Source organism: Streptomyces vastus, assembly GCF_039532825.1.
GTDB lineage: Bacteria > Actinomycetota > Actinomycetes > Streptomycetales > Streptomycetaceae > Streptomyces > Streptomyces vastus.
Genome location: NZ_BAAASJ010000098.1, coordinates 23927 through 37245 on the forward strand (window position 1 = coordinate 23927; position 13319 = coordinate 37245).

Here is a 13319-nt window from a genome sequence, read left to right on the forward strand (position 1 = left end):
GATTCAAGCACCGGGTGACGGACGCGCCTCCTAGGTGCCCCCTAGGGGGCGCGGGGCGGTGACATTGTGCGGCTCCGCCGCGTGGGCGCGACGAGCCCCCCACCGGAACGCACGCATTCACCGGAACTGCGGAGCAACACCCCCAACCCCGAGGAGCGACTCCCGCAGCTCCTCGGGGCACCCCGTGCCCCGAGGCAGCTGGTACCGCGCCGCCAGGCGATAGGTACCGGCACGCGGAGCCACCAGCTCCGTCCACTCGTCGCCCTTCGCGTCCTCCTCCGCCTCCATCAGGCAGCCGGCGACGTTCTCGAACGTCTTCGGGGCGTCCTCGTCGACCTCCCGCAGCCGTTTGGATTCCTCCGTCTCCTGGGGCGGCTCGACGCTCTTGCCCTCGGCGTCGACGAGGCCGAGCCACGGCGAGTACGGGACGCGGATCAGAACCCGCCCCGCCTCCCTCACCCTGATCGTCATCTCGTCCTGTCCGGCGCGCTCGACGACGGCGGGCGGGTCGGCGAGCGGCGTGGGATCGGTGACCTTGAAGAGCTGCCAGTTCGCGTCGCCCCAGACCTGCTTCAGATACGGCTGGCCGCGCTGCACAAGCTCGCGTTCGCGCTCGCCGCCGTCCCCGTCGGGCTCGTCCTTGGGCAGGACGACGTAGTGGACGGCCCAGCGCTGGAGCCACTCGTGGTAGTTGGCGGAGTTCAGGGTGTCGTCGTAGAAGAGCGGGTTGCGCTCCATGTCGGCCTGCCGGTTCCAGCCGCGGGCGAGGTTCACATACGGGGCGAGCGCGGACGCCTCGCGGTGCGAGCGGGCCGGTACGACCTCCACGCGGCCCTTCTCGGCGCCCACCTCCTGGAGCTGGTCCACTATGGGGGCGAGCTCACGCGCCCAGGATGCGGCGGGCGTCGCGTTCACGGTGTCGTCCACCGCCTTGAAGCCGATCCACGCGACGAACCCCGCGGAGGCCACGACAAGCGCGTACCACCTGCGCGAGCGCGGCATCGTGAACGGCAGCGCCGCCAGCAGTACGACACCCGCGAACAGCATCGCGAGCCGTGTGATGTTGGAACCGATCTGCGAGCTGATCAACCAGACGAGGACCACGGAGAGCCCGTACACGCCGGCCGTGATCCGGACCGTCTTCCACTCCCTCGGAACGAGGAAGTAGACGAAGCCCGAGAACAGGAAGGGCAGCACGACCGACCCGAACAGCATCGGCTGCGTACCGGAGAACGGGAAGAGCCACGCCGAGACGCCCACGACGGCGGCGGGCGCGAGGCCCAGCGCGTAGGCGCCCGGGCGCCGCTTCTGCAGGAACAGCGCCACGGCGACCAGCCCCACGAAGAGCCCCGCCACGGGCGACGCGGCGGTCGCGATCGCGGCCACCGGAGCTGCGCACAGGGCCTTGGCCCAGCGTTTGTAGCGCCAGCGGTGGGGCCAGCAGAAGACGACGGCGGTCGCGCCCAGCGCGAAGACCATGCCGAGACCGAAGGTCACGCGGCCGGACACGGCGTTGCAGAAGAGTGCGAACACTCCGATGAGCGCGGGCCCCCGCAGATCCCTTACGGCCCTGCTGCGCATGAGGATCAGCGTGAGCAGGCCCGCGGAGACCGTCCCCGCGATCATCATCGTCGGACGCACACCGAGCACCGACATGAGATACGGGGACACGACGCTGTACGAGACGGGGTGCATGCCCCCGTACCAGGCCAGGTTGTACGCCGAGTCCGGGTGCCGCCCGACGAACTCCGCCCAGGCGTCCTGCGCCGCGAGGTCGCCACCGCTGTTGGCGAACGTGAAGAACCAGACGACGTGCAGCACACCGGCGAGGGCGGTGGCGAGGGTGACGGGGTGGCGGAGGAAGCGGGGGAAGGAGGTGGGGGGCGCGGGGTGCGCGGGGGTCTCGTCGGACTCACGACGACTTTGACGTGCTGCGCGGCTGTCGTCGCGGGCCTCTTGAGGGGCTCCGCGGGTGCCGTCGCGGGCCTCGTCGCTGCCGTCGTCGCGGGCTTCTTGACGCGCGTCACTGCCGCCGTCGCGAGCCCTTTGACGCGCGTCACAGCCGCCCTCGTGGGTCTCGTCGCGGCCGTCCGCCTGCCGCGCGCGCTCGTGTATTCGCGAGCCGGATCCTCCTCGGCTCGGCTCGGCGTCTTCGGCGTGCGTCGGCTCCGCTGTCGCCACGTGAAAGGCACTCCCCGTGTCCCATTGTTCGCTCTCGGCCGGGCCCCGCGACCGGCGAGCTGCCCCGATCCTTGCGACGCTAGCACGCACCCCGCCGCGGGTCGCCCGGGCGGGATACGGCACGTACGTCGCGCTGTGTCACCGGGACGCACGTGCCGTCAACTCACCTATGGGACCCGCCGGCCGCCCAGCCGGCTGCCCGTCCTGCTGTCCCTCCGGCCGTCAGCTCACGCGGGTGAGCTTGGAGCCGTAACCCGGTTCGGTGAGGTCCGACTGGAGGGCCACCGGGACCTCGACGGCGTCGCCCGTGCCGTCACCGACGCTCAGCGCGCCGACCTTCGTTCCCGCCTTCGCCTCGTGCGGGATCTCCGTACCGTCGTCGCTCAGGTCCAGCTCGACGGTCTTGCCGGCCCAGCCCACGGCGGAGACGTCCTGCGTGACGACGACCGGGGTCCGGCCGCCGAGCCCGTCGTCCACGTACCCGACGACGTCGCCCTTCTTCAGGATCTTCGACGAGGTCAGCGCGTCCTGGGCGGCGACCATCGCGGTCTTGCTGACCGCGTTGACGGTGTCGATGATCGGCGGCTGGTGCTGGCCGAGGATCGCGCCGACGACGGTGACGATCTCACCTTCCACGTCCTCGGTCGCGGCGAACAGCAGGTTGCCGCCGGCCTTGGTGGTGGAGCCGGTCTTGATGCCGATGGCGTTGTCGTACGGGACGAGGCGGTTGTAGTTCTGCCATTCCCGGCCCGAGGGGTCCTTCCAGGTGGGCAGCTTGGTGATGTCCGTCAGCGCCTTCATCTGGACCAGCTCGTTGCCGAGCTTCACCTGGTCCTCGGCGGTGGAGACGGTGGACTCCTTCAGACCGGACGGGTCGGTGTACTTCGTGTTCTTCATCCCGAGGTCCGCGGCGGCGTCGTTCATCTTCTTGACGAACGCCTCCTCGGAGCCGTTGGAGTCCCAACGGGCCAGCAGCCGCGCGACGTTGTTCGCGGACGGAATCATGATGGCCGCGAGCGCCTGCCGCTGGGTGAGGGTGTCGCCCTCTTTGATGGTGTTGAGCGTGGACTCGCCGTCCTTGTCGTAACCGCCCTCCGTCTCGGCCTTCGCGTCGACGGGGATGTTCTTGCCCTCGTCGCCGGGCTTCAGCGGGTGATCCTTGAGGATCACGTACGCGACCATGGCCTTGGCGACGGAGCCGATGGCCACGGGCTTCTGCTGGCCGAAATTGTCGACGGTGCCGATGCCGTTGACGTCCATCCAGCCCTGGCCCTCTTGGGGCCACGGCAGGGTGACCTTGTCGCCCTCGAAGGTGTACGACTTGTCGGCGGTCAGCGCGAGGGCGGGCGTCGGCAGGGGCCGTACCGCCTGCACCACCGCGAACACCACGGCCAGCAGGATGACCAGCGGCGTCCAGATCTTGACCCGCCGCACGATCGTCCGTACCGGCGTCTCCCGAGGCGGCGGCGTGTTCGTCAGCTCCGCCAGCAGGTCGAGCGGCGGCTTGGGCGGGAGAGGCTGCTGCGCGGTCCGCTCCGGCCCGACCTGCGCGATAGCGGCAGTCTCGGCGGCGGGCGGAACGGCGGGCTTCTCCTCAGGCGCAACGGCCGGCTTCTCCCTGGGAGGAGCCGGTCCATCAAGCGGCTTGAGCGCCACGAACTTGCTGGTGCGCTCGGATTCACGCTCGGCGGCAGCGGGCTTCTCGTCCGGCTTGGCATCGCCCACCTTGAGGGTGGTGGTGGGCTGATCGACAGCGGGCGCCCGCACCTTGAAGGCGGCGGTGGGCTGGTCGACGGGACGCTTGGGCTCGTCCTCACCAGCCCCTGTGCCGGGCTCGCCGTCGACGTCCCGACCGGCAGCCGGGGCGTCACCGCCACCGGCACGAGGATCACGCTTCGCGTGGGCGTCCTCGGCGTCCTGGGCGGGCGCGGAGTCGGCCTCCGCGTCGGGGCCGGGGTCGGGAGTGGCTTCGCCGCCGGGAACGGCGTCCGCCTCCGGCTCATCCGCGTCTGCGCTACGACCACCGGCCGGGGTGTCCTCGCCCGAGGGCTCGGCCTCCTCTACGCGCTCGGCGTCGGAGCCGCCCGCACGGCTGTCGTCCTCCACGTCACCGGCAGCACCCTCCGCAGCAGCGCCGGAGACAGACTCCACGTCAGCGTCCTTGAGGGCGGCCGAGACGGCATCCCCGTCAGGGCCGGCGTCCGCCTCTTCCTCGTCAGCACCGGAGCGGCGGCCCTCGGCCGGGGTGTCCTCGCCCGAGGGCTCGGCACCCTCTACGCGCTCGGCGTCGGAGCCGCCCGCACGGCTGTCGTCCTCCACGTCACCGGCAGCACCCTCCGCAGCAGCGCCGGAGACAGACTCCACGTCAGCGCGCTTGAGGGCGGCCGAGACAGCTTCCCCGTCGCCGCCAGAGACGGCGTCCCCCTCAGCCTCCCCCGCACCGGTGCGGCGGCCACCCGCCAGGGCGTCCTCGCCCGAGAGCTCGGCGCCCTCCGCGTCACCAGACGCGTCCTCGCCGGAGGCGGCATCCGTCGCCGACTCCTCCGCACCAGAGCCGCGGCCACCCGCCAGGGCGTCCTCGCCCGTGGACTCGGCGCCCTCCGCGTCACCAGACGCGTCCTCGCCGGAGGCGGCATCCGTCGCCGACTCCTCCGCACCAGAGCCGCGGCCACCCGCCGGGGCGTCCTCGCCCGTGGACTCGGCCGACCGCGGGTCGGCACCGTCCGCCGCCTCGTCGTCCGGCCGCTCGGCATCCTCCGCACGCCGGGCCTCGGAGCCGCCGGCGTGGCGGTCCTCCCCGGCGTCACCGTCGACTGCCGTGCCGGAGGCAAGCTCCGCGTCAGCGTCCTCGGCCGAGGTGGCCGAGGACGCGTCGCCGGGGGCGTCGTCCCCCGCGACGGCTTCGTCCGGCTCGGAGTCCGAACCCTCCGCGGAATCCGAACCTGCCTCCGAGTCCGTACGCGCCTCCTCGGCGCCGACCCCCGCCTCCGGAGCCGTACCTTCATCGCCCGAAGCCGCCGCGTCCCCGTCGCCCTCGACGTCGCCGTCACTCTCCGCCCCGGCCCGCGACTCACGGTCGTCCGAGCCCGAACCGGAACCCGAGCCCTCAGCCCCGGTATCCGCCCCCGCGACCCAAGCCGCCACAGCGTCCCGCAGCCGGGTGTCACCCGGCTTGGAGTCCTTCGCCGCGGGCTCCGAACCCTCCGCGGCATCCTCCGCTTCCGAAGCAGCCGCAGAGTCCTCCCGCCCGGGGGAACCCTCAGCAGTCAAGACCTCCGCCCCTGCCGTATCCGACGCAACCGACCCTGATGCGTCCGTACCCGAGGCACCGGAGGCCGACACGTCCGCAACCCCACGCGTGGAGAACACCGCCGTGGCCGTGTCCACCCTCGCGACGGCCACCGCCTCACGGGCGACCGCGAGCCGCGGATCCGCCCCCGGCGCGGGACGCGCGTCCGAGCCACCCCCACCAGAGCCTCGAGAGGCAGGGCCCGGAACCGGAGCCGTGCTCCCCGACGTCGGTTCTGCCGACGACTCGTGCTGCTTCGACCTGTCGGGGGACTCGCCCGTCACCGATGCCTCCTCCATGCGCCACTCACCGTGCGCCCAACCGAACCATGAACCGTTGAAGAGCCGCCAACAGACGCCCGGAATCGATGTCCGAACCATGTACCAGTGTCCTGTGTGCGGGCTTAACCCCTGCGGTAGACGAGAACGACATACCTACCGGTTCCACTACATTCCGGTCACGCACCCTCGACAGACCGATGTGAGAGGGGTCACCCTGTCATTCATCCACGCGGGGAGGCATGGATGGGCAGGAGCCGCAGAACACTTCCGGAGGAGCTTCTGCTGCTGGCGCTGGACCCGACCACGGGTACCACCGCACAGCCGCAGTCGCTCGACCTTGGTCTGGCCGGAGCACAGCTAGTGGAGCTGGCGCTGGCCGGACGGATAGCCCCAGACGGGGATCGTATCGCCGTGGTAGCACCACGGCCGACCGGAGATCCGACTTTGGACTGCGCGTTGGAGTTGCTGCGAAGGCGTGGCGCTCCCGTGCGTGCCGTTCACTGGATTGGCGGGCCCCGACTGGGGCTGCGCCAGACATATCTCTCGCATCTGGAGCGCTGCGGCATGGTCCATGCCGTCGCGGGACAGATGTGCGGGGTGCTTCCGACGACTCGCTACCAAGCGACGGACACGGAGATCAGCCGGGAGATCAAGGCCCGGCTGGACAGTGCGATCCGCACCGGCGTACCGCCGGACCCGCGGACCGCCGCACTGGCCGCGCTGGCGCACGCCGTCGGCCTGGGCAAGCACCTCTACCCGGGGAACGAAGGGCGCTCCTCGCGCTCCCGCCTCCGGGACCTGATCAGGCACGACCCCATGGGCGGCCTCGTGGCACACGCCGTGATGGACGTCCAGAACGGTGTGGCCGCACAGCCACGCCGCAGCCCGGCCCCATCGCCCGGCCGCCAGGCCGCCGCCGGAGCCAGGCCTGCACCGGAACCCGCACGGGGCGTTCCGATGCAACCGCGCCGAGGATCCATGGCGCGCGCCGTGGCCCACTGAGCCGCTGTTCCACGGCACAGCAAGGCAACACGGCAAGAATGCAGCACAGCACCACCACCGTCAGCGCCGCACCGCAAGTCCCCAAGACCCGGTTCGGGAGCCGCTGAGCCGCGCGGGGTGGCAGGCCGTACGTCCGGACGACGACACGGCCCGCCGCCCCGCGCGGCCATGTGTCCGCGTACGTACGGACAATCGCGAAACGAGTCCGGCGAGAGTCCGGTGCGCTTCCCCCCGAGCCCCGAACCCCGAGCCCCGAAAGGAGGCCGCAGGCCACTTAGGGGCCCGGGGCTGTGACGTATGCGGCTCCGCCGCGATGGGAGTCCCCCTGCGAGCGCCCAGCCACGACGCACCCGCAGGTGGCGCACGGGCACTTCCAGCGGAGCGCTTGCGCTGTTTCCCAGCGCTGGCAAGCACCTTGGTGGCAATCTGCTCAACAGCAGACACGCAAAGTACAGGCCGTACGCAGCCGGAGGTGCACGTCCCGTGGCGTCCAATGTCAATCCCACCGTCAGGCGACGCCGGCTGGGCCAGGAGCTGCGCCGGCTCCGCGAGCTCAAGGGCATGACCGCCGAGGAGGTCGCCGAGCGCCTGCTCGTCTCGCAGTCGAAGATCAGCCGCCTGGAGAACGGCCGGCGCAGCATCAGCCCGCGCGACGTCCGTGACCTGTGCGGGGTGTACGAGGTCGAGGACCAGCGAATGGTCGACGGCCTGATGGAAATGGCCAAGGCCTCGCGCCAGCAGGGCTGGTGGCACGCGTTCGGGGACATCCCGTACAGCGTCTACATCGGCCTGGAGACCGACGCCGAGTCACTGCGGGTCTACGAGCCCCAGATCGTCACCGGCCTGCTCCAGACCCCCACCTACGCCGAGGCCATCGTCCGCGGCGGATCCCCCGAGTCCTCGGACGCCGAGATCGAAAAGCGCGTCCAGGTCCGGCTGCGGCGGCAGGAGCGCATCAACGCCGACAAGGATCCGCTGCGCCTGTGGGTGGTGCTGGACGAGGCGTCGCTGCGCCGCGTGGTCGGCGACAACAACGTGATGCGCGAGCAGTTGGAGCACCTCAACGAGATGGCCCAGCTCCCCCATATCACCGTGCAGATACTGCCGTTCGACGTCGGTGCGCACTCCGGTCTGGCGGGGCAGTACGCGATCCTGGAGTTCGCCGACGCGGCCGATTCGAGTGTGGTGTACATCGAGGGTGTCACCAGCGACCTGTATCTGGAGAAGGCGCCGGACGTGCAGAAGTACAGCCTCATGTACGAGCATCTGCGGGCCCAGGCGCTCAACCCCGAGCAGTCGCGGCAGATCATCGCCGACATCGCGAAGGAGTACGCCCGCGGAAGCGGTCTGGACTGAAAGGGCGCAGGATATACCAAAGCGCGCCCGAGCAGAAGGTTCGGATGGAATATGCCACCCGGACGAGTGAACAGCTCCTCCGGGCGAGGAAGTTGGCGAGTAGCGTCGATCACGCCACTCGATCAACAAAGTTGGCGCGAACTGCGCTGTGGCCCCAATGGCCCGGTGACCTCGGCCAGCGATTCACCATCGGAGCGAACATGGCAATTCTGCAAGGCGCCACGAAGACATGGACGAAGTCCTCGTACTCCTCCCCGAACAGCGCGTGCGTCGAGGTCAAGTCACCCACCCTCTCGGCCCTCGCCGTCCGTGACTCCAAGGCCCCCGAGGGCCCGACCCTGGCCTTCCCGGCCCAGGCATGGAGTGTCTTCGTGACATCGGTCAAGCAGTGAGACCCGAGGGTCCCTGACTCTCGGCCGCCCACTGGCCGAACCAACTCCATAAGGAACCACAGCAAGAGCCCTCTCGACTGGCCGCCGTCACCAGCCGAGGGGGCCGCACTTTGGCCGGTACGCCCGGCAGCTCACCGCAGGCGATCCACGTACCGATCCGTCCCCGGCACCGTAGGAATGAACGGAGCCACCAACTCCACCTTCCCCAGCCCCGCCTCCGCCACCGGCTCCTCCAGCCCCGTGAAGTACCCCTCCCAGCACTCCCTGGGGTCCACCTCCAGGAACCACAGCAACGTCAGCCGCGTATCGACCCCTTCGACCTGCTTCACATACGACATACGGTCGCTGGGAAGCGGAGTCGGCCGGAAGATCGTGACCATCGCGGCGGGCGAGCCCGCGAGCCGCTTCGGCAGGTGCCGGGAGCGCAGCCACTCCAGCAACTCGGCCCGCCGTTCCTGCCCTTCCGCATCGATGACCTCCACGACCAGCCCCGCATACGGATGGTCCAGCGCGTGGAAGTCGCGCGGACCCGCCGCCCCGTCCCGGTACACCGTCGCCTCGTGGTCCTGGAACGCCGTGAAGACGTGCGTACGGTCCTGATAGACCCGGCCGTCGCGATTGAGCCGCTTGTTGATGCCGACGGTCCACTTCATGTGGTCGTCGTAGCGGCCGTCCGTGACCCAGTACGTGGAGATGTAGCAGCCGGCGGTGACCGGCTGGGCGACCGCCGACTTCTCGGGATAGCGCAGGAGTTGGAGGTCGCGGGTGGCGACCCAGCGGCGGCCCGCGTACATCCAGGGCATCGCCATCGCGCCGGCGTAGTAGTGATCATCCTCGTACCATCGGTTGTACGCGTACTCATGGCCCGGATGCGGCTCGACCATGGTGATCAGGGCATGGCCCGGGTGGACGCCATACGGGCCCACGGCGGCCAACTCCGCGTACACCTCGCTGCGGGTCCCCTCGCTGCGGGTCTCCTCACTCATGCCGCTCCCCTTCCTTCCTCCGGCGGACGCCCATACTCTGACGCTCCGTCAGACAATCCGCCAGAGTCAGGGAGGCCTCGGTATGTCACTGCTCGCGGGCAGAACCGTGATCGTCTCGGGAGTCGGCGCCGGGCTTGGTCATCAGGTCGCGGCGGCGGTCGTACGGGACGGGGGCAACGCCGTGCTCGGGGCGCGCACGGAGGCGAATCTCGCCAAGTCGGCGGCGGAGATCGATCCCGACGGCACGCGCACCGCCTTTCGCTCGGCCGACATCACCGACGAGGGGCAGTGCGAGGCGCTGGCCGCGCTCGCGGTCGAGCGGTTCGGGCGGCTCGACGCCGTCGTTCATGTCGCCGCCTGGGACAGCTACTTCGGCGGCCTTGAGGACGCGGACTTCGCCACCTGGCAGTCCGTCATCGACGTGAACCTGCTCGGCACGCTGCGGACGACCCGCGCCTGTCTGCCCGCACTGAAGGACCGCGGCGGGTCCGTGGTCTTCATCGGGACGCAGTCGGCCGTCGCCGCTCCCACGCAGGTCAGGCAGATGGCGTACGCGGCCTCGAAGGGCGCGCTGACGTCCGCGATGTACTCCCTGGCAAGGGAGTTGGGGCCGCACCGGATTCGGGTGAACACCGTGCTGCCGGGGTGGATGTGGGGGCCGCCGGTCGAGGCGTATGTCCAGTTCTCGGCGCATACCGAGGGAGTGCCGGAGGCCGAGGTGCTGGAGCGGCTGACCTCTCGTATGGCGCTCCCGGAGCTGGCTACGGACTCAGACGTGGCCGACGCCGCGGTGTTCCTGGCATCGGACCGGGCGCGGGCGATCACCGGGCAGTCTCTGCTGGTCAACGCGGGGGAGCTGATGCGCTAGCCCCTTTCTTGCGCCCCTTTCGACGCGTTCAGCCACATGAACCGAGGTCAGTAAGCAGAACTATTTTACCTCCTCTTGACGGTACGGGCCGTTGTCGCCGCCATGTCAGCGAACTGACGATGAGCGGGCGCTTCACGACCCTGAGAGGGACCCTAAGAGGGGGGCATATGAACGGTCTCGACTGGACCGTGCTGATCGGCTACTTCGGTGTGATGGTCGCGATCGGCGTCTGGTCCCACAAGCGCGTCGGCAACGTCAGCGACTTCTTCACCGCCGGCGGCAAGATGCCGTGGTGGCTGTCCGGCATCTCGCACCACATGTCCGGCTACAGCGCGGTGATGTTCACGGGCTACGCGGCCATCGCCTATACCTACGGCGTCACTTCCTACGTCACCTGGTCCTTCCCCATCGCCATCGGCATCGCCATCGGCGCCCGCCTCTTCGCGCCCCGGCTCAACCGGGTGCGCGCACGGCTGCATGTGTCGTCGCCGCTGGAGTATCTGAAGAACCGTTACAACCTGCCGACGCAGCAGGCCCTCGCCTGGTCCGGCGTCCTGCTGAAGATCGTGGACGTGGGTGCCAAGTGGGCGGCGATCGCCACGCTGTTGTCGGTGTTCACCGGGGTCTCGCTCAACATGGGCATCCTCATCACCGGTGCGGTGACGGCCGTCTACTGCACCGTCGGCGGCCTGTGGGCGGACGCGCTGACCGAACTCGGGCAGTTCATCATCCAGTTCGTCGCCGGTATCGCGATGCTGATCGCCGTCATGGTCGAGCTGAGCGGCTTCAGCACGCTGTGGAGCGTCTGGGACGAGCCCGCGCTGGACGGGCACACCAAGCCGCTGGCCGGCCCGTACATGATGGTCTTCCTGATCGCGTACCTCTTCATCAAGACCTTCGAGTACAACGGCGGCATGTGGAACCAGGCCCAGCGCTACATGGCCACGGACTCCGCGAAGTCCGCCACGCGCTCGGCCTCCCTGTCCGCCGTGCTCTGGCTGGTCTGGCCGCTGGTGCTGTTCTTCCCGATGTGGGTGGCGCCGCTGATCATCCAGACGGACGTGCCGGCCGACTCGTACGCGCTGATGGCTGAACAGCTGCTGCCGCACGGCCTGTTGGGCCTGGTGATCGTGGGCTTCTTCTCGCACACGATGGCGATGTGTTCGTCGGACGCCAACGCGATCGCCGCCGTCGTCACGCGCGACATCATGCCCGCCGTCTCGCGGAAGGTGCGCGAGTGGGACACCCGGACGGGGCTGCTGGCCGCGCGCTGGGCCACGCTGCTGTTCCTCGGTCTGTCGATGGCCATCGCGACGCAGGTCAACTCCGACTTCTTCGGCGACATCATCACGGTCGTCATCAAGTGGGTCGCCGGTCTGATGGGCCCGATCGCGATCCCGCTGATGCTGGGCCTGCTGCCCTGGTTCCGCAAGAGCGGCCCGACGGCCGCGCTGATCAGCTGGGGCGTCGGCCTCGTCACCTTCTGGCTGGTCAACTACCCGATCCACTGGAACGTCGACGGCGGCGTCCCGCTCCAGTACCAGGTCTCGGTCCCGCTCGCCGTCTCGCTGGTCCTCTACATCCTCATCGGGTACGTGAAGCCGGAGGACACCCCGGAGCGCGACGCCGTACTCGCGAAGATCAACAACGATGACGACGGCGGCCCGGGTTCGGCGACTGCGGCGATCCCGACTCCGGCGGGGGCGGCTGACGACGTGGTGGGGGCGCCGGTGAAGGACTGAGAAGTCCCCTAGACCCGCGGATACCGGGCCAGCCACCCCGGCGACGACCCCGCCGGACCGTGCAGCGCGGGCCCCTGGGTCATCTCCATCGCGAAGTCGTCGGCGAGGACGAGCATCGTGGGGCGGCCCTCCAGTTCGGCGAGCCAGGCCGGTGGGAGGGCCGTCTCGCCGTGCAGGGCGCCGAGCAGGGCGCCGGTGAGCGCTCCGGCGGCGCCCGAGGGGCCGCCGTGGTTCACCGAGAGGCACAGCCCGTGCCGGGTGTCCTCGCCGACCAGCGCGCAGTACACGGCGACCGACAGCAGCCCCTCCGCCGTACCGGCCCCGGCCAGCTCCTCGATCCGGGCCGGCGTGGGCATGCCCTGTCGTACGGCACCCAGCGCGTACTGGAGAGCGTCGGTCACCGGCTGCTGCCCCGGCCAGTCGGCGAGCAACTGCAGCGAGCGCTGTACGGCGGCGTCGAGGCTCTCGCCGCGGGCCAGTCCGTGCACGATCAGGGCGTACGCGCCTGCCGACAGGTAGGCGGTGGGGTGGCCGTGGGTCTGCGCCGCGCACTCGACGGCGAGCTGCATCACCAGCTGCGGCTCCCAGCCGACGAGCAGCCCGAAGGGCGCGGAACGGGCTGCGGCCTCGGCGCCCATTTCCTCCAGGTTCTTGGGGGCGTCCAGGGTGCCCATCACGTCGTCGGCGAGGCCGATCAGGCAGGCGCGGGCCGGGTTTCGGCGTGCGTACAGCCACTCCTCGCGGGCCAGCCAGCCGTCCTCCTTGCGGCGCTCGTCGGGGCCCCAGTCGTGCTGCGTGGCCGCCCATCTCAGATACGCGCGGTGCAGGTCCGTCGGCGGGTGCCAGGCGCCCGTGTCCCGGCGGACCTGGGCACGGATGAGCCCGTCGAGGCTGAAGAGGGTGAGCTGGGTCAGATGCGAGACGGCGCCGCGGCTGCCGTGGCCGAAGGGCAGGTCGATGACACCCTCCGGGCCGTACTCCACGCGAATCTCGTCCACCGAGAGGCCCCCGACCGGCGAGCCCAGCGCATCACCGAGGGCCGCGCCCAGCAGGGTGCCCCGCACCCGGCTACGGAAGTCCTGCTGCTCGGCACGCCCCCAGACGGCACCGGATGTCGCACCCACCGAGGCCTCCTGAAGATCCCGTCCCGTACGGCTGCCGTCCCGTACGGCAGACAGCTCAGCACTGTAATCGAACGGGAACAGTCGGTTGAGGGCCGGAA

General features: G+C 70.1%; 9 protein-coding genes. 5 read left to right on the plus strand and 4 right to left on the minus strand.

Annotated features, from left to right (window positions below; all coding sequences use genetic code 11):
- Positions 1–117: 117 nt before the first annotated feature.
- The gene (locus ABD357_RS30740; RefSeq protein WP_344394281.1) at positions 118–2181 is read right to left on the minus strand and encodes an MFS transporter; all 2064 of its coding nucleotides are present in this window, start codon (positions 2179–2181) and stop codon (positions 118–120) included.
- Positions 2182–2403: 222 nt separating this feature from the next.
- Positions 2404–5451, minus strand: a complete 3048-nt coding sequence (locus tag ABD357_RS30745; protein ID WP_425585071.1) for a D-alanyl-D-alanine carboxypeptidase — start codon at positions 5449–5451, stop codon at positions 2404–2406.
- Between the two features lie 543 nt (positions 5452–5994).
- Between ABD357_RS30745 and ABD357_RS30750 the strand changes: the two genes are divergently transcribed.
- From ABD357_RS30750 to ABD357_RS30760, 3 genes are all read left to right on the plus strand, one after another.
- Positions 5995–6753 (plus strand): GOLPH3/VPS74 family protein, encoded by a 759-nt coding sequence (locus tag ABD357_RS30750; protein ID WP_344394283.1) that lies wholly within the window; start codon positions 5995–5997, stop codon positions 6751–6753.
- A 483-nt stretch (positions 6754–7236) separates the two neighbouring features.
- On the plus strand, positions 7237–8109 hold the full coding sequence (locus ABD357_RS30755; RefSeq protein WP_344394284.1) for a helix-turn-helix domain-containing protein: 873 nt from the start codon (positions 7237–7239) through the stop codon (positions 8107–8109).
- Positions 8110–8309: 200 nt separating this feature from the next.
- Complete coding sequence (locus ABD357_RS30760; protein WP_344394285.1) at positions 8310–8501, plus strand: DUF397 domain-containing protein; 192 nt, start codon at positions 8310–8312, stop codon at positions 8499–8501.
- 131 nt (positions 8502–8632) lie between these two features.
- Here the strand turns inward: ABD357_RS30760 and ABD357_RS30765 are convergent, their stop codons facing one another.
- Positions 8633–9487 carry a hypothetical protein gene (locus ABD357_RS30765; RefSeq protein WP_344394286.1) on the minus strand — a complete coding sequence of 285 codons (855 nt, stop codon included), beginning with the start codon at positions 9485–9487 and terminating at the stop codon, positions 8633–8635.
- 82 nt (positions 9488–9569) lie between these two features.
- On the opposite strand from ABD357_RS30765, the gene ABD357_RS30770 reads away from it, so the two are divergent.
- Positions 9570–10355: an SDR family oxidoreductase gene (locus tag ABD357_RS30770; protein ID WP_344394287.1), complete on the plus strand. Its 786-nt coding sequence runs from the start codon at positions 9570–9572 to the stop codon at positions 10353–10355.
- Between the two features lie 167 nt (positions 10356–10522).
- Positions 10523–12097: a sodium:solute symporter family protein gene (locus tag ABD357_RS30775; RefSeq protein ID WP_344394288.1), complete on the plus strand. Its 1575-nt coding sequence runs from the start codon at positions 10523–10525 to the stop codon at positions 12095–12097.
- A gap of 8 nt (positions 12098–12105) precedes the next feature.
- Here the strand turns inward: ABD357_RS30775 and ABD357_RS30780 are convergent, their stop codons facing one another.
- Positions 12106–13221 (minus strand): ADP-ribosylglycohydrolase family protein, encoded by a 1116-nt coding sequence (locus tag ABD357_RS30780; RefSeq protein ID WP_344394289.1) that lies wholly within the window; start codon positions 13219–13221, stop codon positions 12106–12108.
- Positions 13222–13319: the final 98 nt, after the last annotated feature.

Coding starts and splice junctions, on each gene's coding strand:
- ABD357_RS30765 (WP_344394286.1), bottom strand. CDS start 9,487: ATGAGTGAGGAGACCCGCAGCGAGGGGACCCGCAGCGAGGTGTACGCG.
- ABD357_RS30760 (WP_344394285.1), top strand. CDS start 8,310: ATGGCAATTCTGCAAGGCGCCACGAAGACATGGACGAAGTCCTCGTAC.
- ABD357_RS30770 (WP_344394287.1), top strand. CDS start 9,570: ATGTCACTGCTCGCGGGCAGAACCGTGATCGTCTCGGGAGTCGGCGCC.
- ABD357_RS30775 (WP_344394288.1), top strand. CDS start 10,523: ATGAACGGTCTCGACTGGACCGTGCTGATCGGCTACTTCGGTGTGATG.
- ABD357_RS30750 (WP_344394283.1), top strand. CDS start 5,995: ATGGGCAGGAGCCGCAGAACACTTCCGGAGGAGCTTCTGCTGCTGGCG.